The sequence below is a fragment of the Staphylococcus sp. HMSC62D11 genome, assembly GCF_001839145.1.
In the GTDB taxonomy this organism is placed as follows: Bacteria; Bacillota; Bacilli; order Staphylococcales; family Staphylococcaceae; genus Staphylococcus; species Staphylococcus lugdunensis.
The window spans coordinates 171891-193444 of sequence record NZ_KV840185.1 but is presented as its reverse complement, the minus strand read 5'-3'; the positions used below and the strand labels follow the sequence as shown (position 1 = coordinate 193444).

The window sequence follows — 21554 nt, the reverse complement described above, 5'->3', positions numbered from 1 at the left end:
TTGACTGTCGCATCTCTTCACATCCTTATATTTTTCTCAACATATGATATATTTATAAAATTTGATTTTATGATACTAATTTCTCTTTCATGTTAGCAATCAATTCATAAGCAATCAATTTAATTTGTTTTTGTATGATTTATTTATAATTATATTGCACAAAAAGCGCATCATTTATGACACGCTTCTAATCAATATTCAGTTTTGATACACTATTTGTTTCTTCAGAATTACTTATTAATTTTCTGTTAATGTTGGATATTCAGTTTTGCTCATGATTCATCACGCTCAGTAGGTTTGAAATTAATACTATCTGTAAAAAAGATATTTTCTTCTTGATTTTCTACAAAAGTGAATTCTAGGTTTTTATGCCCTACAGATGACCCTTTCAAGTCGCCATCACCTTTCAACAGTAGTTTCGGCGCTTGTTTCGTTGGGATATTATATCGTTTTCTTAACTGTTGTACATTATAATCATCATTACTTAACTGATATTTGGCGGAATAACTCGGTACATTTGGATTGTATGAAATATCTCCACCTTTGTAATCATTCAAATCTTTAAATTTGCCATATTGTACAAAAAATTTAAAGTTTTCGATTTCTTTTTTTAACTTGTCGTCATGTATTGGCTTCGTTGGAATAATTTTATTATGTTCCATTTTCACTGGATATTTTTTATCTTTACTATGTGTATAGCCTTTACTGTCCTCTGTTATTTCTCTAACAATAAAATTACCTTTTGTTGTTCTAGTATTTCTATTTACATATAGAGTCATCCCTCTTGACTTCAAACTCTCATCTTTGTGTTGAATAGTCATTTCAGAACTAATAATCCACGTCCCCTTATCGCCTTTATCAAATTCTTGATCTCGAAAACCTTCTTTATCGTAAAAATCATCGAGATTCTTCGTAGGATATAGCTTTAATGTCTTATTAAAGCTTTGTTTGATTTGTGCCTCTCTGCTAAGCTCTTTTTTACTACTTTCTGTTTTAGTATTTTCTTTTTGGCTGCTTCCACATCCACTAATACAAAATATTAACAGTAAAAAAACGATACTCAGACTTAATCTCTTTAAATATTTCATCCTTCCACCCCTTTTTTACATTAATTTCTCTTTTATAGTACCAAACAATATTTATGTAATCTATTTTAATTTTTATATAATGCGTATTTAACATAAAAGTGCACCTATAACAATACAAATGTAGTCTGAACTACTACGTTTTAAATAAATATGTTTTAATATTCAATTATTAAAAATACGAATACTATCAAACCTTACTGAGATTATCATAATTAATTTTTTAAAAAGCTTTTATTAAGATTTTATAAATTTTTTAATTAGGTAATTGTTTTTATGTAGGTAAATGTATTATGATATAGACTGTCTAGACAAGAAGATGTGAATGCTTAATTATGTTTATTAAAGAATGAATATGAAAGAAGGACTTAAATGAACAAACAACTATTGAATTTTCAAAAGTATTTTTATCTTAAATATTTAAAACAATCATCCTCAACACATCGGATGACATATTGGGTAAAATTGGATACCCGTATTGATTGTCATCAACTGATGTATGCATTATTAAATGTCGTACAACACCAACCTGTATTAAGATCACAATTCAATATTGATGATTCGGATGATTTATGTGTAAGCATTCGAGAATTTTTCCCGTTTATTGAATTAAAAGCTTTCGATGACTATTCCAAAAATATTGATATCGAAAGTTTCTTCCAACAAAAATTGAATTCATACTATTTAAATCAATTACCTCAATTTAACTTTACAATTTATCAATTTCTTGATGAAGCATACTTACTTTTAGATTTCCATTCTATGATTTTTAACGATAACCAATTACAAATATTTTTATCAGAATTAAATAAGGCTTACAAACATTCACTCAATCAGCATGCTGGAATATCTCAATTCTATATGACGGTACAAAAGATAAACGAAAAAGCATGCAATCCAAATGCACCAAAAGACTTTAATCAATTTAAAGTACTTCATGCAGATAATGAAAATTATGCCTATATGCCTGTAAAAAATGTCTCTGATAAAAAAGAGATGCGCTATGTACGTACACAACTCTCATCATTTGATATCCATCGATTAGCTGTTAGCACATATTTGGCACATCACTTTATGAGTCAATCAAACGAAGTGGCATTGAACATCCACTTCCCAGTAGCGAATAAACAATCAGAGTTGTTGATGGTACCGAATTCAAATGTGTCCCCAGTATGTTTATACATTGACCAACACGCATCCGTAGACAGTCTGTTAACAGCTTGGACATCCGCAATTCATTCATTACAAAACCATGGTGCGTCATTCATTACAGAAGCAAATGCTGACGTCATGGAATTAGAAAGTATGTTTCATGTAACACCAGTTGTTGCCGACTTTGAACTTCATCAAGTTTCACATGAGGTACATCGTTTGTACAACAATAAATCTTCATTAGCGAATATTGAAATCTATCCACTCGCAAATGGTGGTTTTGACTTAGTTTACGATGCAAATGCCTATGATGATTTAACGATTCAAACATTACGCCGTTTAATTACAACCATTTATATGCAATCTGTAAATCAACCAACTATGTTAGTACAAGAGATTCAATTAAATGATCAAACTGACTTACAATTATACGAAAGAATAAATAGTCATAGTATGACCCAACTGAATGGTAATGATGCTTATCAAACTGTAATGAGCCGCTTCGAATATCAAGTTAATCAACATCCTGATGCAATCGCCTTACAATTTGAACAGCAATCTATGACATACCGTCAGTTAAATCAACAAGCCAATTACATTGCACACTTATTGAGAACGACTTATGGCATTCAACCAAATGATACGGTCGCTTTAATTATGGAACGCAGTATGGAAATGATTGTAGCTATATTAGGTATTCTAAAATCTGGTGCTGGCTATCTGCCTATTGATCCAGACTATCCACAAGAAAGAACACACTATATCCTTAAAGATGCGATGCCTAAAGCGATAATCACATATCATATAACACTGCAGTCAGACTTACCTCTTATCAAAATGGAGGAAATCAATTGGGATGAATGCACGTATATTGATAATCTGCCACACATTAATACACCAGAAGACACTGCCTATGTCATCTATACTTCTGGAACAACCGGTAAACCTAAGGGAACTGTCATCGCACATAGAGGTATCGATCGCCTAGTTCACCAACCTAACTATGTTGAACTTAACGATGATACGGTGATTTTATTATCAGGAACGATTGCCTTTGATGCTGCAACCTTTGAAATTTACGGAGCTTTATTAAATGGTGGTCGCTTAATTATCACATCAAAAGATACTTTACTTGATTCTAAGCAATTGGGCCAAACCATTGCAGATAAGCAGGTCAATACGATGTGGTTAACTTCATCACTTTTCAATCAAATTGCCAGTGAGCGTATCGAAGTGTTAGAATCTCTCAAATATTTACTTATCGGTGGAGAAGTGTTGAATGCTAAATGGGTAAACCTATTGAATTCACGTGCACGACACCCACAAATAATCAATGGTTATGGTCCAACTGAAAATACAACGTTTACGACCACTTATGCTATTCCACCAAAATTGCCTGCACGTATTCCAATTGGTAGTCCGATTAATGGAACGACTGTCTATGTCATCCAAGGTCAACGATTATGTGGTGTAGGTGTGCCTGGGGAATTATGTATTGGTGGTTCAGGTTTAGCAAAAGGTTATTTGAATCAACCTGAGCAAACGCAACAGAGCTTTGTTAAATCTCCATTAAATGGGGAAGCGATTTATAAAAGTGGTGACTTAGTTCGTCTACAAGAAGATGGTAATATCGACTACATTAGTCGTATCGATAAGCAAGTGAAAATTCGTGGTTTCAGAATCGAATTATCAGAAATTGAAAAAGCAATCGAAGCGATACGCGATATTAATAAAGCTGTCGTCGTTGTGCATGAACATGAGCAAGATCGTGATAAACAAATTGTGGCATATTATGAGGCTTCTCAACCACAATCAACAAGCACATTGAAGAAGTTATTAAGTCACACGCTACCTAATTATATGATTCCAGTTCATTTTATGAAAATAGACAAAATTCCTATTACAATCAATGGTAAGTTAGACACACGTGCTTTACCAGATATTGATATGATTGATGAATCCAATTATGTTGCGCCACGTAATGAACTTGAACGCGTCCTTTGCCGCATATTTGAAGAAATTTTACATGTTGATCGCGTAGGTATTAAAGACAATTTCTTTGAACTGGGTGGTCACTCATTGAGAGCGACATTAGTGGTTAATCGTATTGAAGAACAACTTCAAAAGCGCCTTAAAGTTGGAGATATTATGAAGTCTCCTACTGTTAAAGCCCTTAGTCAACAGCTTAAAGAGACTCAAAATGAACACTATGAAGTGATTCCTAAAGCTTCAGAAGATACGCAATACGAATTAAGTGCTGTTCAAAAAAGTATGTATTTATTATGGAGTGTAAATCCAAAAGATACCGTATATAACATCCCATTTTTATGGCGCCTTACTTCAGAATTAAATGTCGATCAATTGCAACGTAGCTTGTCACAATTAATTCAGCGCCATGAAATATTACGTACTCAATACATCATTGATTATAATGAAGTTAAACAACGCATTGCGAAAGATGTTATTCCGGACTTTGAGGAAGTAACTACAGATTTAACGGATGAACAAGATATCATTCATGCCTATACGCATCCTTTCAACTTGGAAAAACCAAGCCAAATACGCATGAAATATATTCACTCTCCTGAACATCACTATTTATTTATTGATACGCATCACAGTATCAACGATGGCATGAGTAATACAATTTTATTAGCAGATTTGAATGCGCTATATCAAAATAAATCTTTACCTCAATTGTCATTACAATATAGAGACTATAGTGAGTGGATGGCACAACGTGATTTATCAACACAACGCCATTATTGGCTTGAACAATTTGAAGATGGTGTACCTGTATTAAATATGCCAACAGATTATCCTAGACCAAGCATTAAAACGACACATGGCCATATGATGACATTTCATTATGACCAAACATTCAAATCACAACTCAAGTCTTATGTTGAACAACATCAAATTACTGATTTTATGTTCTTTGCGAGCGCAATTATGGTGCTGCTTCATAAATATACACGACAAGACGACCTTGTTATTGGTAGCGTGATTAGCTCACGAACACATCGAAATACTGAGAATATGCTAGGAATGTTTGCCAACACACTCGTATATCGTGGACAACCGACAAATGACAAGCCTTGGGAACAATTTATTTCTGAAATGAAAGAGACAAGTTTAGCTGCTTATGAACAGCAAGAATATCCATTCGAAAGCCTAGTCAATGATTTAGTTGGCGACCGAGATCCTTCGCGTAACCCATTATTTGATGTGATGCTTGTGCTTCAAAATAATGAGACAAATCACGCTAACTTTGGTCATAGTCGCTTGACACATATACCACCTCAATCCACGACAGCAAAGTTTGATCTATCCTTTATTATCGAGGAAGATTATAACGACTATACCGTGAACATTGAGTACAATACTGATTTATATAGTAAAGCAACCATTCAATTGATGGCACAACAACTTGAAAATATTTTCAAACATGTGATTACTACTTCAAATCCAAAAATTAAAGAGATACAAGAAGATCCACATATCTTAGATTGGATAAACACAAACGTTAATTGTTATACACGAGACGATACAACCCATGAAACGGTTCAACAGCGCTTTAACCGTGTTGTGAAGCAACATAGTGAAGATGTAGCACTTAGAATGAATGGCCAATCAATGACCTATCAAACATTAGATGCCTATGCTAATCAACTCGCATATGAATTAACGGTAAACGGCGTTCAATCTGGGGACCGTATCGCATTACTCACTGAACGCAGCTTTGAAATGATTATTAGCATGGTGGCTGCGATCAAGGTTGGTGCCTCATATGTTCCAATTGATGTGGCACATCCAGATAAACGTATCGATTATATGATTAAAGATGCCCAAGCATCTGCCGTTATCACATATGGCAAAGATATACACATGAATATACCAACCATTGCGCTTGAAACTTTAGAGCTGACAAATAATAACAAACGTCCATTTTCTGAGTATGCGGGCAGTCTAGAAGATGAAATATATTGTATCTATACGTCAGGAACCACAGGTATGCCTAAAGGTGTGTCCATTCAACAAAGCAATATACTTAATTTAGTAAACGCATGGACAGATCGACTTGAGCTCTCAGAACATGAAACAATTATTCAATATTCAAATTATGTCTTTGATGCATCTGCCATGGATATTTACTCTAGCTTATTAAATGGGCACACACTTGTTATTGCAAATAAAAATGAACGTACTAATACCGAGCTGTTAGAACAACTGATTACAAAGGAAGCAATAACGGTAGCATCCATACCACTTCAAGTATTAAATGTGATGCATCAATTTTACATTCCTAAAATTATTACTGGTGGCGCTACAAGTACACCTTCATTTGTACAGCACATTGCCAAACATTGCGATACGTATTACAACGCTTATGGTCCTTCTGAATCAACCGTTGTAACAACAACTTGGTCACACGCTAAAGGAGACCCAATACCATCAACCATACCAATCGGGCAGCCTTTAGCTAACATTCAAGTTTATATCGTTTCTGAGATGCAATTATGTGGCATCGGTATCGCAGGAGAATTATGTATTGCAGGAGACAGTCTAGCTGCAGGCTACCTTAATCAACCTGAACTGAACGCTCAAGCATTTATAGACAATCCTTTTGGTACAGGAAAACTATATAGAAGTGGTGATTTAGCACGATTTACTCCTGATGGCAACATTGAATTTTTAGGTCGTATCGATAAACAAGTTAAAGTCAATGGTTATAGAATCGAATTAGAAGAAATCGAAAATGTAATCAATGCGCTAGATGGTGTCGATGATAGTGTAGTAATCATTCGTCAACAAGGCGGCCATGATTTATTACACGCCTACTATGTGGGTAATCATGATATAGCATCGCATCTACTTAAACAATTAACTCAATACTTGCCAAAATACATGATTCCTAATACATTCACTGCCATTGATGAAATTCCATTAACAAGTAACGATAAAGTTGATGAATCTAAGCTACCAAATCCTGAAATGCATCACCATCAATTTGAGCCACCAAGAAATGACACCGAGCAAATTTTCGCCTCAATCATGGCAGAAATACTAGATATTTCTGAGATAGGCATAGATGATGACTTCTTTAAATTAGGAGGCAGTTCCTTAGATACTATGGTCCTTATTTCTAAACTTAAAAGGAAACATATTCATCTTACTATGCAAGATATTTATCAATATAAGACAATCCGTCATTTGTCAGCACACTTAGAACAACAAAGTGACGAATCGTGCGTTACTTTACCGGATCACTTACCTCAATTACAGTCATTAATCAAACAACGCTATCAAATGCGTTCAAAACCAATGATAGTAAGACATCTAGGTCATGTGTTATTAACAGGCGCAACAGGTTTCTTAGGCGCATATTTAATTAATGAATTAACCGGTTATACTGATAAAATTACTTGCGTAGTGAGAGGACAGAATAAGAAAGACGCACGTCAATTAGTAGAAGAAAACTTAAGTTGCTATTTTGATCCTGCACATGTTGCTGACTTAATGATACGTGTTGAAGTCGTATTAGGTGAATTCTCCAACTTAGATATATTAAACATCACAAGTCATATTGACACCATTATTCATGCAGGTGCACGGACAGATCATTTTGGAGATGATGAGGCATTTATCAACGTAAATGTGAAAAGTACAGAAGATTTATTAACACTTGCTGAAACACATAAAGCGCGATTTATTTACATTTCAACAATTAGTGTAGGAACAGTATTTGACTCCCATGCCGAGGATTATACTTTTTCAGAACAAGATTTATATAAAGGTCAGCTATTCACATCTCCTTACACAAAAAGTAAATTCTATAGCGAAATCAAAGTGTTAGAAGCAATAGAAGCTGGTTTAGATGCTCAAATCATGCGATTAGGCAACTTAACAAGCGCATATACTGGAAAACTAAATATGAAAAATTTAACAACAAATCGTTTCTCAATCGTTATGAATGATTTATTAAAATTACCATTTATCGGTGACAGTTTTTCACAAACAGAAATTGAATTTTCATTTATTGATATCACTGCAAGAGATATCGTGACATTAGCAATTTCAAATGCCACACCTATCATCTATCACGTCTATTCACCACATGTACTCACAATGAAAAACGTGTTAGAAGAAACAAAAGATACCGACTTGCCACTGATCAATGATGAGGAATTTGATAAAGCCTTACATGAATTAAACATGCATGAAGTAATTGGATTAAATAGTCAAGCATCCAACCAAATAACTGGTGTCACCCAGTCATCAATGACTCAAAATTTGCTTAGAGATTTAGACGAAGTATGGCCTAAAGTTACACAACATTGGTTATATCAATGGCGGGAACTACTCAATGAAAAATTTGAATGTAAAGAATACCATAGATGAAATTATTTATTACCCAAATGAACCATACTTATAAAGACATTGCGCACTGGATGTCTCAAAGTCATCGACAATTGAAAAAGCCCGAACGTCTAACATATCGTTTTTCTAAGGATAAATGGATGCATCGTATAGGCGACTTATTGATACAATACAGCATCGAACACACCCATGGACTCATGCCAAGCCAATGGTCATATGATATCCAGCCTAATGGACACGTCAAAATTGCAAGCCCAATCGACATCTATGTGAATCTTTCATACAGTTTCCCTTATATTATCTGCGCAATAGACTATTTGCCTATAGGTGCAGATATTGAAGAAATAAAAGGCATGGATGATTTAAACATCGCCAAACAGTTTTCAACAAACGAATTCAATCAAATACAAACACTTGAAGACTTCTATACAATTTGGACCAAAAAAGAAAGTTATTCAAAAATGATAGGAGAAGGTCTAATACGAGGATTAGCATATTACGATGTGACAAAACCATTATACTATCAGCACCACACCATAAAGTTCAAACAACATCTTATAGACAACTGTATCATTCAACTCTGTCATATAAGTAGCAATCATCCATTCGAAATAGTAGATGTGCCTTTAAAACAATTATTTTAATGACAGGAGCGGGACAGAATTCACAATGAATTCGTAGTCCCGCTCTGGCAAGGTTGACTAGGATTGAAAAAACATGGCCTAAGCGTATTTTCAATCCAGTCAGCTACTGCCAATATATAGTTCAAATCCTAACAAATAATTAGATTTCTCATATTTAATTTATTTTTCTTCATTAAATACAAACAAATTCAAAAATAATAAAAATAACGGTGGAAAAATAAAGAACAAAGAAAATACCCCAATGATAAATGGCAATGTAAAACATGCTAAAAGAATACCAAAAATCATCAATAAAATTGATTTACTTTTTTTAATCGAAACAACTAGTAGCTCCTCCCATTTCTCCAGACACAACACCTATCGCAGATCCAGTTCCTACACTGACGGGTGTTGCACCAATAGCTCCGTAACCAACACCATTAGCAATTCCACCACCAAGTTCAGCACATTTTTCCCAGTTCGCTCTGAGTGCAGTGCCTTTGTTATTCTCAAGTAATTTAATGTCTCCAACTATATTATTATTCATTAAAAAATTACCCCTATATAAATCACATAAACAATATAATAAAATCATTCACTATCCATAATCTCGTGAATTTACTCATATCTAAGCAGTAGCTCAGTATATTCTTTCACTTGTTGATTAATCCAACTTTCTGTTTTAATAACCGCTTAAACACAGCCAGTTATCTGGTCTCCAAATGAATGTTTGTAATATCTAATGCTACAGTTTTCTTAATGATCCCTTTAACTTTGTTTTTAAAATATGCTTCTTTCCCACTTTTTTCATAATACATTCAATCACCTCAATCTGAGCGTATCAATTATTTTTCATTTTTGCTTATTTTGCCCAAGTATTCATAAGTGTCTTTTTTGTGACATTCATATTATTGATATTTTCTTGATTTCTTTTTGATAACTTGAAGTTAAAGGAGGCGCTCATATTGAACAATATAGTGATTAAAGATGTAAATAAAACATATGACCGTAAAACGTATGCACTTAAAAATATTAACCTTGAAATCAATAATGGTATGTTTGGGATTTTAGGGAGAAATGGATCTGGTAAATCGACTTTAATGAATATGCTTTCAACCATTCTTCAACAAAGTAGTGGAACTATAGAAATTAATAATATTTCTTTAACTCAAACGAAACAAATTAGAAAAATGATCGGTTACTTACCTCAAGATTTTGATTTTTATCCGAATATGAAAGTAAAAGAAACATTGTATTACTTAGGATTTTTATCTGGAATTCCTAAAGCCAATTTAAAAATAAACGTTGCTGCATCATTAGAAAAAGTTAATCTTGTAGAACATCAAAATAAAAAAGTTAAAAGTTTATCAGGAGGTATGAAAAAAAGATTAGGTATCGCGCAAGCAATTATTCACAATCCACAGGTGCTTATAGTAGATGAACCTACAGCAGGACTTGATCCTGAAGAAAGGGTACGTTTGCGTCATTTATTATCCAATCTAGCTAAAGATAAAATTGTCATCATTTCTACTCATATAGTGAGTGATATTGAATCAACCTGTGAAAATATCGCTATCCTAGACAAAGGAGTAATCGCTTATAAAGGATCGATTAAGAATTTAATTGAGCTTAGTGACAATAAAGTTTATGAGATTACTATCTCCCCTTCAAAATTAAATCAACTGAAAAAAAATAATATTTTTATTACAAAAATACAAGAATATGAGCATCTACTAAAAGTCAGATTTGTATCAGAATCAAATCTTGAAGGAACTAGAAAAGTTAAACAAGACTTTGAAGATGCTTATATGTATTTTTTAAAAATGAATCAAGGAGGGTAAACGATGAATCTATTCTTGATAGAAATAAAGAAACTACTTTTTAGTAAAATTTTTATTTTTTATTGTATTCTAGTTATTTTTTTCGTATTTGTTAACTGTAACCAAGTGATTGATAAAAATATTAACTCTGATATTTATCAACCAAAATCTATGACTACTTACACTACAAATAATAAAGTAATCATGAAAAATGCGATAGATAACTTAAAAAAAGAGTTACACAGCAATAACTTCAAAGTGTATCAGTTTGGCTTCTTGAAACAAAAGAAATTAAATAAAGATAAATTAGATAAAATCAAAACCTCTATAAAAAACATGGAAAATTCTAAAGATTTTAAGAGATTCAAATACTACTCTAACAAGGTTTCTCATGAAATAGGATGGGGATCTAATTATTCCGAAAAAAATTTATATTTATTTGGGACTAAACAAATGAGTAAAGAAGATTTTTCAATGGAGAAGAAGATGATCAAAAACAAAGACATTTATTTCGGGGCATATAGCAGATATCTTTCTGATATTGCAGGAGTAATAATAGGAATACTCCCATTCTTTTTAGGTGCTCATATTTATCTTTTAGATAGAAAGAATCATGTATTTAAAACAATAAATTCTAGAAACATATCGTCATTTAAATTAATCCTAACACGCGTACTGGCATTAATCATATTGTCATTTTTACCAATACTATTATTCTCTGTTTATTTCCTAATTAGTTTGTCGGTTGTTCACCCTATTTCAATTAAGGCAATTTTTATATTTTATGAAATTTTATTTATGTGGACTACCCCCACTCTATTAGTAGCATCTATTTTAGGACTATTGATTACTATGATTTTTAATTCTTATTTAGGTTCCCTGATTCAAATAATCATTTGGTTTATTAATTTGAATATAGGTTCTAATTATGTTGAAGGTCATTATGGCAGTTTACTCATTCCTAGACATAATTCACTTTTCAATACTTCATTCTTTTATAATCATTTAAATGACATTCTTATTAATAGAATCAGCTATTGTTTCATAGCCATTCTTTTGCTTTTAATTAGTGTTTGGCTATTTGACTTAAAAAGAAAGGGGCTAACTAGAAGTGGAAAAATTACTCTTCTTAGAAATTAAAACTAACCTTTCAAAGCTTTATCTTGGTTGCGTGATATTTTTTATTTGTAGTTTATTTATGTTTGGTGTGGGCAATCTAACCCATGACAGAATAACACAATTCATTGAACTTATTTTTACACTTCTTGGGATTATTTTATTTACCACAATATATGCAATTGATAATACCCGTAATACGATTTTAATCATTAACTCAAAACGATATCATTATAGATTTTTATTGTTATTACGCCTGTTTTTAACAATTGTGTTCACTATATTGCTGATTTTAATAGGTTTAGTAACTTTTAAAATATGTAACTCTAATGTTGTATTTATACAAGATATATTCATAGCACTGACAAATACAATGTTCATTGGTTCGTTAAGTTTGTTCATAAGTATGATTAGTAAAAATGCCTTGATTGGTTATATGTTTGGCTTAGTTTATTTCTTATTATGTCTAGGGTTTAAGAATATGAGTTTTATGTATTTATTTTCTGAGACCTTTGGCTTTCCGTTTTATTTCAAATTAATACAATTTTCAATTAGCATACTAGTTTCAATAATAACGATTTATATCACAAAAAAAGTAAAAATTTAATTGTTTTTAGATATGCGATTGTGTTTTATAGTACATTAATTATAGGTAATAATTTCTTTTAATAATCCGATATAAGGTGATAACTTATGTATAATATTATGATTGTAGATGATGAGGAAAATATTGTCTCTTTTATTCAAGAAAGTCTTAAATTAGAGGGGTTTAAGACCACTGTCGCATATAATGGGCGTGAAGCTTTGGAAAAAATAAATGAGCATATTCACTTAATTATATTAGATATTAAAATGCCCTATTCTGATGGCTTTGAAGTAGCTCAATCACTTAGTCAGAGTAATATTCCTATTATTTTTTTGACCGCTAAAGATAACCTTGATACAAGACTTAAGTGTTTTTCTTTAGGTGCCAAAGATTATATTGCCAAACCATTTTACATGGAAGAATTAATAGTAAGGATTGAAAATATTTTAACTCAAAATAATAGCTATTCCAAAAATAAAAATATTAAAAAAACTAAAGATCTCATTATTAATTATGATACCTTTAGCGTATATGCGGGAGACCATTTATTAGATATTACGAGAACAGAATTTGAAATCATAAAACTGCTATCTTTGAATTCTAATTTTTATTTTAGCAAAGATCAAATTTATGACTCTATTAATTTTAATAAAATAGGTAATACCCAGGTTGTCTCAGAACACATTCGAAAAATAAGGAAAAAGTTGCATCAATATAGTGACTTTGAATATATAGATACAAAGTGGGGAGTTGGGTATAAATGGCTAGAATAGAAAGTATCAAAACAAAATTACATCGTCTAAATATATCAGTTGTGATCATCAGTATAGTCGTTATTTTTGTCTTACAATTATTGCTTAATATACTTGAATTTTCAAATATAGGACAGTCTCTATATCATGATTTCTGGCATCAACCGCATTACCTTTTTACGATATCTAGTATTTGTATCAATTTATTTATTCCACTAATAGTTATTTATATGCTCACCCGTTTTTTTTATAAAAAGCATTTATCAAGAAACATTGATTATTTAAATCATATTATTAAAAGTTTAAAAAGCGACGATATCGATTTGAAAGTTACAACCACAAATATTAAAGAATTTAATGATGTGATTAACGAAGTACAGAACATTAATACGTTTCTTAAAAAAAGAATAGCGGATCAGTTAACGATTCAAAACAATTTCAAAAAGAAGCTAGAAATCTTTGAACACGACTTAAAAACACCTTTAACTGTCATGCAGGGTCACATTGAACTTTTAAAAAAGATAAATAATTCAGAACTGCCTAATCAAGAAATTAAATCCAAAATCAATAGTGAAACTAAAGTAATCTTGAACGCTCTTGAACGCATTAATAATCAAATAAAAATTCACATTAATAATGTAAAGTTATTACCTAATCATTCAGACAAAATTAATATTGAAAAGGTTATCTCAACTATCAATGAAAGCTATAATAATAAATATATTTTGAAAGATAAAACGATGGACATACAAGTAGACAATAAATTACTTCATAATCATATATTTTTAAATAATCAAATTCTATATCATGTGATAGATAACTTAATTAATAACGCTTTGAAATATGCTAACAAAGAAATTAGTATAAACTTCAAATGCATCGATCAACGTTTATTGCAGTTCTCAGTTATTAATGACGGTAAACAATTTACAGAAGATGAACTAAAATTTGCTAAAGAATGGGGCGTTAAAGGTAAAGCATCAAATGGCTCAGGAATAGGCTTGTATTTTGCTAATGAAGTTATTAAACAATATAATAGTGAAATCATTCTAGAAAACATTGAAAATAAAGCTAAAGTTAGTTTTATCGTGGATATATCTAAAATGACGTGACAGAACAAGTTAGTTACAACGACGACGTATTTTATGCTGCTTTATGTTCATTTTTTAACGAAGGTCACTGAAAAATATTAGCTCAAAGGATATTTAACAAACCCTCGATTATATATTTTAGACTTATAACACGAAATCCCCTCACGCTTGAAAGTCATGAGGGGATTTTTTAAGTGTTTATACCTAAGAGACCGCTTATATCAATCCATTCTGGCAAGATGTCATTTTTTAGCGGAGAATCTTCCCTATTACTTTATTATTCTTGAATGATTTAATTTCTTCATTTGGCTACTGAACACTAATATATTAAACATCATATGAATAATAATATTGATAAAAATATCTCTAAAATACAAATAAATCATTGCTTGTATTGTAGCAAAAAAGATTTTTACTATGGAAGACTTTCCTTGATATAGAAAATGAGAGAACACAAAGGTTAGTACTGATAAGATGATGTACTGAATAAAATGATAATGATATATCAAGCTGAAATAATACAAGAAGTATCGGAAATTTAATTCTTCTAGTATTGGGTAAGCAAGTAACACACTTAAAATAAATTTGCTGTTTTTGTTATAAAAGTCGAACAAATTTTTGTTAAACAGTAATGATTTTTCTGTAATATAAACGATTACTGGTGTAATGATAATAACAGATACACATAAGTAAATATTTGTATTACTTAAAAATAAACACGTATCTATTAACAGTACGACAATAAGTACCAAAATGTACTTGTAAAATTCAGTTAGGTATTTAAAATACGCTACTTTTCTAATGAAAATAAGCAATATACCTGGAAAACAAGTTAGAAAAAACATTAAACCAATCAGACTATGCCAAAGGATGAGGAATATCATTTATTATTCCTCCTATTTCTTTATATCTTGGATGTAGATAAGGTGGATATGATGGTATGGCTATCGTCAATAATTCAGGTATAAATGTTCTAACGACAACTAAATTTTTATTATAAAATTCCACAGGTGTGATATCTAAATAACACGCATAATGACTTAAATGCTTTAACTCATTAATGATCTCATATAAATCATTGGCGTTTTTAGTATTTTGGAAGGTGTTTTTTCTTTTCTGCATATTAAAATTCAAACCATATTTGGCATAATACATAACATTATCATCTAAATTATCAATAGGATGATTTTCAATATTTTCTGTGACATTTTTAAAATGTGTAGTATTATTCCAAACCTCAGTCATTGTATACTCTAACACGGTAACACATTCCAATAAGCTTCTATAGATACACTGCTCTAAGTTCATATCGCCTTGAACCCCAACGACATATTTAGGTAAGCTTAAATCTTTAGCTTTAGATTTAACCTCACAGACAACAACATGAATAGGTTTATCAAAGCTGATATCAGTAAAAGATACATCGAAATTATCAAGAAATTTGTGCACAATGCTCGGCCGTTTAAACCATTCATTTAGTTTTTCAGCAATATTTACAGAAATCGTCTTTCCTTCAATGCCTCCGTACCACCACAAATTATATGAATCTATTTGTAAAATCTCAATAATAGAATTGGTTAAACTTTTCTCAAATGTTTCATGACTAGCTGTACCGGTTGAAACACCGCTATTCGTAAACTGTTTTTCATCTTTAAATATCGTTTTATTAAATAGAACAAGCATTTGTAAAGGTACTACAACATCATGATCTGGATGATATAGAGATTTAAGTGGAATCCATTGAATGACGTCATCGTCATAAATATAATGTTTGGCGTCTTTTTCCTCAAAATATATATTAATTAATGCTAGAGGTAGTACTAAGCTATTTGTATTTTTTAGTTGTTCTGAAATTTGTGCATGTGACGCATATATGATTTTGCCTTTTAAATTTTGATACAACAGCGTAAAGGCATATCTTTCTGAACTTTCTCCTAAGAATGACGCTAGTGCTTCATTATAATAAATACCATAACCACTCAAATGATAATTCACTTTGAAATCTTCACTTAAGAAGTTTTTTTCAAAATTATTAAATTGAGCCGTCACATAATGATAATTCATAATTGGATATGAATTTAATCCTAAGAAAAAGCTGTTATCTTTCCATATTCCTGCTACATTTCCACCTAATAAGTTTTGTCTATACAGATTATAATTCAAATTATTTTTAAAGGTTATCATTCTCTAACACCCTTTTTAAAATATTTGCTGACTTCATATTTTGCTCTTTAAACAAAACATTATTTATCGTCGAACATGTAGAACAAGTAGACTGACGCTTATTGAAATTAAAGTTGTATTCATATGTGGGTAAATAAAAATGGAGTACATTCCCTATTAGCGTTGAATCCCCGTAAATTTCTATATTATTAATTTCATTTATCATTATACTTAATATATAACTGTATAATTTGAGATTGTACATGCCTTGATTTTGCGCATCCGGAACAAAATAATTTTCTATCGTACCAGGAAACTTAGAAATTAATTGTCGTTCTAAGCATTCATAACAACCCGTCTCTCCATGATGAATATTTGTGAAAAATACATTTTCATTATCATAAAAAGCAAGTGTATATGCCATATCCAACAAGTTTGTTAAAAAGTTAAACGCTTTAATAAAAGGTTGATTGGCATATGATAAAATAACAAAAACATTCATATCTGCAAACTTTGATTGCTGTTTTTTTACAACTTCATTTATAGATAAATTATTTTTTTGATTATTCAAGATTTCAATTTCATGTCTTTCTAGAACTTCATTAAACTCATATATTTCATCAACTTGATCGAGATGATCTTTAAAAAATGCTTTGGCTGCCTTGTCTGTAATAATACAAATTTTATTAAAAGTATCGATTTTTTGATGTATTAAATTCAATTGCGTTAGTTTATTAAAATCTTCTATAATATCGTCATTTTCATTTAATTCTATTTGATTTTCAGCTATTAACGTTTTGAAATTGTCTATAAAATTTTTGCTGCTTTCTTCTTTATCTATAGCTATTGAGTGTTGATGTAAATATCCCTTTTTTAATATATACTCACTATTGTTTTCTTCGACAAACAAATCTTTAGGTTTAATAAACGTTTTCATTACTTAACTATTCCTTCCCACATATATTCGTAAATAGTATATGTTCATTAACATGATCTAATTCAAGTAATTTTTCTATATTATTTTTCTTAAAGCCTGCTATTGGGCATCCTGTATAGCCTAATGACGTAATGACTAAATCAAAATTATGCGACATACAACCAATCTCTATCAAACTATTTAATAACGCTAATTCCCCGTATTTCAAAAAACTAGAATTAAAATTATAGCCAAAAAAGACTAAAAAACTACAATTTTCGATATCTATATTATTGCCTTCTAATAAATCATCTGTGTTTATGTCCTTTTGAGCCACAATTTTTAATAATGAGTGACTTATCGGTTGGTATAAATAAATGCCTTTATCATAATCTTCTACATTGTTGATATAAAGATATATATCAATCGGATATAACCCACCTGCCGATGCATAAAATCGCGTGCTTGTTTTTATATCCCCATATTCCACTTTTCTAGGCGCTATCCCAAAAGAAAATTTAAGTATTGTTGATAATTCTTTACTAGCCATTTCAAAAGATGTGAATTCCCTTGTACTTTTTCTGTGATTTAAAACATTATAAAAATATTCTTTTATTTTCTTATCACTTTTAGGAAGTGATCTTGTATCTTCATCGTTAATTTCATTCAACATTTGATGTTCATTAACTAAAGCTGCATAATTCGATTCATTATAAGCTAACATGCTTTTGAAATCGCTAAGTCTCTGATGATTTACATTTAATAAGTACTTTAAAGATTCTGATTCTTGATTCCCTAAAATAATTTGAGCAAAGTTATTTCGATTATCATTATTTGCAATATTATCGTCATTTAATTTAAATAACGAATGCTGATTAAACATTCCCTTTAACTGATAATTAATCATTGCTTTTTACCTCTTTTTTTAGTTGCTACAAGCAATTCAATAATGATTACTAATAATATGGACAGGGCCACACCTAAAAACATAATATTCGTTATAATTGGCTCTCCACTATCGCCATGATTGTGTATTTTGTATAAATTTAATCCTAATAAATTTACATCAAAATGCGCATAACCATTTTTATTGATAATAAAATAACCTATTGAAATTGAGATGGCTGTGATGATGGCAGATAAAACAATACCTGCTAAAATTTCAATAATCACTCGCATTTCTTGTCTCTTCAACATCATTATTCTCCTCATTTCTTAAACTTATAAATACATAAACTTAAAACACCCGTCACTACGATATACAATGAATTTAATTTTAAAAATGATACATCCCACATACGTTCATTTGTCCAAATTGAATAAAAATCATTTGTAGCATATTTGATTGGTATCCAATTTCCTATTTCCTTTAAAACATTGGGGAGTTCCCCATACTGTACAAAAACACCAATAATCATATAAGTAAGAAAAAGCAATATCATTCCAAAAGGTAATAAAACCTTACTCTTTCTTATTAACAAAGCTAAAAATGTTCCTATCATTAACAGAGCGATAATGTTATAAAAAATTTGTAAAAAGAAGGCTATAAAATATTGCGTGTTTGGTAGCGTTAATGAGAAAAATACTTTACCAATAATGATATTTAAAATAACACTAAATATCGCTAAGAAGCAGTATGAAATAATATTAGAAACGATTAAACTACTAATATTTACATCAAAATATTTTAATCGTTTCAGTGTGTCGTTCTCGATGCTTTCACTTAACCAAATTGGAAAGCTAATAAAAGCAATCGGTAGCAGTCCAATACTCGTACTAATTAAAAAATATTTATCTATAAAGTGTCTCCCATTTCCTATACTAAAATTTCCATAAGACATAATAATAACTAACATCATGATGATTGGAAAAATTAATGAAAAGAACACTGATATAGGAACTCTAAATTGCATTTTTATGCTTAACAAAATTTTATTTATCATATTTCCTCCAAAGTTGAGATTAAATATGTTGAGTATATATTTTGCATGTTGATTTTAAATTCTATTTTTCGTTCATTTAATATGTTAATAACGTCGTTCATTTGCTCTTTATTGTGGGTAACAATTTTGGCATTAAAATATACATCAGCATTTATATTTTCAATATCATCTCTAACTAGATGATCTAACTCTTGATTCACTATTTCAATCAGCGCATAGTGATAAAATTTTGAGAAAAATTGATCTATACTCCCGTAATACAATAATTCTCCTTTATCTAATATGATTAATTTATTTGCCCAATTTTCAACCTCATCAAAGTAATGCGTAATTTTAATTACTGCTTTATTTTGGGTGATTTCTTTAGTTTTCTGTAATAAATTTTGTCTTTTTTCATAGTCTAATCCAGATGTTAATTCATCAAATATGTATAGCTTTTTTTGTTTATTTAAGACTAATCCTACAGTTAAGCGCTTTTGTTCTCCCAAGGATAAATCTTTAACAAATTTATTTATAAGATGTTCTAAAGAGAAAGCTTTTGTAAATGCTTTAAATTGTTCACTTCGTTTGCTGTAAGCTGTTGCTAAATAAATTAATTCATGTACTTTTATTAAATCCCCATACTTATTTTCCTGAAAAACAATCCCTATATCTTTAGAACTTATCTTTCTATCAATGACACCGCTATAATTTATCTCATTTAATAAACAATTAATTAAAGTCGTTTTTCCCGCGCCATTTTTCCCAATCAGTGCTATTTTATCTTCACTATAAATATTTATAGTACTATTATTAAGGTTTAGAATTTTTCTATTATTGATATCAACCTTTAAATCCTTAATAGTCATTAAACTTTCCATATACTCACCTTTAAAATTTGGAAAAGCTTGATCTATATAGACCAAGCTTCACCTTTGATTTATTGCTCTGCTGTTGAGGCACATGTACAAGAACATGAACAGCTACAAGAACATGAACAACTACAAGAGCAGCAACCTCCTGCATATTGCATCGCTTCAGAACTATTAATGTCTGAATATCCATTAATTGAATGGTTATTGATTTTCATTATTTTTCACCTCCTTCTCCCTAATAATAAATAATGTAAAATTACTATTTATTTAACTAAAAGTTAGCATCCGGTTTTTAAAAAGTCAATAAATTATAATTTTTAAAATATTAATTTTTTGTAAATTTTACAATTTTGTTAATATGCGATTTAATCAACCGTCAAAGTTGTGTTTATGTGTTCGATATGTATATAGAAAAAAGCGGGTCCGGGACATTAAGTTCTTAAACAATGTAAAAAAGACAATTTCTATTAAAATTATTTGATAGAAATTGTCTTTTCCCTTATGTATTAGATAATATACAGCTCGTTATCATTTTAGGGGGATAAGATGTAGTCCCACGATGGTGTTTGAATTCATCGAATTCATTATCTGGGATTGTTTCAACAATTTCATTTAAATATCGAGAAATATTATTTATAAGAATAAGTATTGAAGTTTCCATTGGTAGTGTATAGTGTAAGTTGATTCATGTTATAAGCTTTATACATAAGGCATCTCGTTTATTTAGTTTAGTGGTATTTATTAAATTATACGAAAGTGCCTTATTTTTAAAGCATTCAAAGGTAAAATTACATGTTAATACGTAGTATTTATGGCGAGACTCCTGAAGGAACAGTGCCAGTCGAAGACAGGGGCCCCAACAAAGAGAAATGTGAAAAGCATTTCGCCAAGCAAAGCAAGTTGGGGTGCTGAGACGGTACCCTAGGAAAGTGAAGCCATTCAATACGAAGTATTGTGAAAATAGAGAACAGCAGCAAGATATTTTCTAATTGAAAATAATCTTACTGCTGTTTTTCTGACATTTATGTCCCAAACCCCATGAACTAAATATTGGCAGTAGTTGACTGAATTG

General features: G+C 30.6%; 16 protein-coding genes and 1 pseudogene. 6 read left to right on the top strand and 11 right to left on the bottom strand.

Going from position 1 to position 21554, the window contains the following annotated elements:
- Positions 1 to 272: 272 nt before the first annotated feature.
- On the bottom strand, positions 273 to 1088 hold the full coding sequence (locus HMPREF3267_RS05430; RefSeq protein ID WP_062078349.1) for a tandem-type lipoprotein: 816 nt from the start codon (positions 1086 to 1088) through the stop codon (positions 273 to 275).
- A 369-nt stretch (positions 1089 to 1457) separates the two neighbouring features.
- Here HMPREF3267_RS05430 and ausA point away from each other — a divergent pair, with 369 nt between their 5' ends.
- Both ausA and ausB read left to right on the top strand, forming a co-directional pair.
- Complete coding sequence (gene ausA / locus HMPREF3267_RS05425; RefSeq protein WP_062078351.1) at positions 1458 to 8639, top strand: aureusimine non-ribosomal peptide synthetase AusA; 7182 nt, start codon at positions 1458 to 1460, stop codon at positions 8637 to 8639.
- Positions 8636 to 9262 (top strand): aureusimine biosynthesis 4'-phosphopantetheinyl transferase AusB, encoded by a 627-nt coding sequence (gene ausB / locus HMPREF3267_RS05420; protein WP_062078353.1) that lies wholly within the window; start codon positions 8636 to 8638, stop codon positions 9260 to 9262. The genes ausA and ausB overlap by 4 nt, the downstream gene beginning before the upstream one ends.
- A gap of 310 nt (positions 9263 to 9572) precedes the next feature.
- On the opposite strand, the gene HMPREF3267_RS05415 is transcribed toward ausB, so the two are convergent.
- Positions 9573 to 9788: a hypothetical protein gene (locus HMPREF3267_RS05415; protein ID WP_051575045.1), complete on the bottom strand. Its 216-nt coding sequence runs from the start codon at positions 9786 to 9788 to the stop codon at positions 9573 to 9575.
- A 418-nt stretch (positions 9789 to 10206) separates the two neighbouring features.
- Here HMPREF3267_RS05415 and HMPREF3267_RS05410 point away from each other — a divergent pair, with 418 nt between their 5' ends.
- The 4 genes from HMPREF3267_RS05410 (at position 10207) to HMPREF3267_RS05390 (ending at position 14627) form a co-directional block, all read left to right on the top strand.
- Entirely contained in the window at positions 10207 to 11082 is an 876-nt protein-coding gene (locus tag HMPREF3267_RS05410) for an ABC transporter ATP-binding protein (protein ID WP_062078355.1), read from the top strand.
- 3 nt (positions 11083 to 11085) lie between these two features.
- A complete protein-coding gene (locus HMPREF3267_RS05405) occupies positions 11086 to 12201 on the top strand; it encodes an ABC-2 family transporter permease (protein ID WP_002479171.1) in 1116 nt (371 codons plus the stop codon).
- 669 nt (positions 12202 to 12870) lie between these two features.
- Positions 12871 to 13536: a response regulator transcription factor gene (locus HMPREF3267_RS05395; protein ID WP_002460964.1), complete on the top strand. Its 666-nt coding sequence runs from the start codon at positions 12871 to 12873 to the stop codon at positions 13534 to 13536.
- Entirely contained in the window at positions 13524 to 14627 is a 1104-nt protein-coding gene (locus tag HMPREF3267_RS05390) for a sensor histidine kinase (RefSeq protein WP_062078357.1), read from the top strand. Before HMPREF3267_RS05395 ends, HMPREF3267_RS05390 begins: the two co-directional genes overlap by 13 nt.
- A 248-nt stretch (positions 14628 to 14875) precedes the next feature.
- Here the strand turns inward: HMPREF3267_RS05390 and HMPREF3267_RS05385 are convergent, their stop codons facing one another.
- The 9 genes and pseudogenes from HMPREF3267_RS05385 to HMPREF3267_RS12465 all read right to left on the bottom strand — a co-directional run.
- Complete coding sequence (locus HMPREF3267_RS05385) at positions 14876 to 15451, bottom strand: CPBP family intramembrane glutamic endopeptidase (RefSeq protein WP_225306488.1); 576 nt, start codon at positions 15449 to 15451, stop codon at positions 14876 to 14878.
- Between the two features lie 13 nt (positions 15452 to 15464).
- Positions 15465 to 16790, bottom strand: coding sequence for a YcaO-like family protein (locus HMPREF3267_RS05380; RefSeq protein ID WP_062078359.1), 1326 nt, complete (start codon positions 16788 to 16790; stop codon positions 15465 to 15467).
- A complete protein-coding gene (locus tag HMPREF3267_RS05375) occupies positions 16777 to 17706 on the bottom strand; it encodes a hypothetical protein (protein ID WP_062078361.1) in 930 nt (309 codons plus the stop codon). The genes HMPREF3267_RS05380 and HMPREF3267_RS05375 overlap by 14 nt, the downstream gene beginning before the upstream one ends.
- A 7-nt stretch (positions 17707 to 17713) precedes the next feature.
- Entirely contained in the window at positions 17714 to 18592 is an 879-nt protein-coding gene (locus tag HMPREF3267_RS05370) for a SagB family peptide dehydrogenase (RefSeq protein WP_062078363.1), read from the bottom strand.
- Positions 18589 to 18882, bottom strand: a complete 294-nt coding sequence (locus HMPREF3267_RS05365) for an LlsX family protein (protein ID WP_002479178.1) — start codon at positions 18880 to 18882, stop codon at positions 18589 to 18591. The genes HMPREF3267_RS05370 and HMPREF3267_RS05365 overlap by 4 nt, the downstream gene beginning before the upstream one ends.
- Positions 18883 to 18893: 11 nt before the next feature.
- Positions 18894 to 19628: an ABC transporter permease gene (locus tag HMPREF3267_RS05360; RefSeq protein WP_002460972.1), complete on the bottom strand. Its 735-nt coding sequence runs from the start codon at positions 19626 to 19628 to the stop codon at positions 18894 to 18896.
- Positions 19625 to 20488 carry an ATP-binding cassette domain-containing protein gene (locus HMPREF3267_RS05355; RefSeq protein WP_002492018.1) on the bottom strand — a complete coding sequence of 288 codons (864 nt, stop codon included), beginning with the start codon at positions 20486 to 20488 and terminating at the stop codon, positions 19625 to 19627. The genes HMPREF3267_RS05360 and HMPREF3267_RS05355 overlap by 4 nt, the downstream gene beginning before the upstream one ends.
- A gap of 59 nt (positions 20489 to 20547) precedes the next feature.
- Complete coding sequence (stsA, locus tag HMPREF3267_RS12470) at positions 20548 to 20700, bottom strand: stapholysin S (RefSeq protein WP_103284522.1); 153 nt, start codon at positions 20698 to 20700, stop codon at positions 20548 to 20550.
- Positions 20701 to 20993: 293 nt separating this feature from the next.
- A pseudogene (locus HMPREF3267_RS12465) lies at positions 20994 to 21189 on the bottom strand (IS5/IS1182 family transposase); the annotation flags it as partial.
- Positions 21190 to 21554 lie beyond the last annotated feature (365 nt).

Bases quoted from the DNA above. Each gene is read 5' to 3' on its own strand.
- HMPREF3267_RS05405 (WP_002479171.1), top strand. From the start codon at position 11,086: ATGAATCTATTCTTGATAGAAATAAAGAAACTACTTTTTAGTAAAATT.
- HMPREF3267_RS05415 (WP_051575045.1), bottom strand. From the start codon at position 9,788: ATGAATAATAATATAGTTGGAGACATTAAATTACTTGAGAATAACAAA.
- HMPREF3267_RS05380 (WP_062078359.1), bottom strand. From the start codon at position 16,790: ATGATAACCTTTAAAAATAATTTGAATTATAATCTGTATAGACAAAAC.
- ausB (WP_062078353.1), top strand. From the start codon at position 8,636: ATGAAATTATTTATTACCCAAATGAACCATACTTATAAAGACATTGCG.
- HMPREF3267_RS05395 (WP_002460964.1), top strand. From the start codon at position 12,871: ATGTATAATATTATGATTGTAGATGATGAGGAAAATATTGTCTCTTTT.
- HMPREF3267_RS05385 (WP_225306488.1), bottom strand. From the start codon at position 15,451: ATGTTTTTTCTAACTTGTTTTCCAGGTATATTGCTTATTTTCATTAGA.
- HMPREF3267_RS05365 (WP_002479178.1), bottom strand. From the start codon at position 18,882: ATGTTGAAGAGACAAGAAATGCGAGTGATTATTGAAATTTTAGCAGGT.
- HMPREF3267_RS05355 (WP_002492018.1), bottom strand. From the start codon at position 20,488: ATGGAAAGTTTAATGACTATTAAGGATTTAAAGGTTGATATCAATAAT.
- HMPREF3267_RS05430 (WP_062078349.1), bottom strand. From the start codon at position 1,088: ATGAAATATTTAAAGAGATTAAGTCTGAGTATCGTTTTTTTACTGTTA.
- HMPREF3267_RS05370 (WP_062078363.1), bottom strand. From the start codon at position 18,592: ATGATTAATTATCAGTTAAAGGGAATGTTTAATCAGCATTCGTTATTT.
- HMPREF3267_RS05360 (WP_002460972.1), bottom strand. From the start codon at position 19,628: ATGATAAATAAAATTTTGTTAAGCATAAAAATGCAATTTAGAGTTCCT.
- HMPREF3267_RS05375 (WP_062078361.1), bottom strand. From the start codon at position 17,706: ATGAAAACGTTTATTAAACCTAAAGATTTGTTTGTCGAAGAAAACAAT.
- HMPREF3267_RS05390 (WP_062078357.1), top strand. From the start codon at position 13,524: ATGGCTAGAATAGAAAGTATCAAAACAAAATTACATCGTCTAAATATA.
- ausA (WP_062078351.1), top strand. From the start codon at position 1,458: ATGAACAAACAACTATTGAATTTTCAAAAGTATTTTTATCTTAAATAT.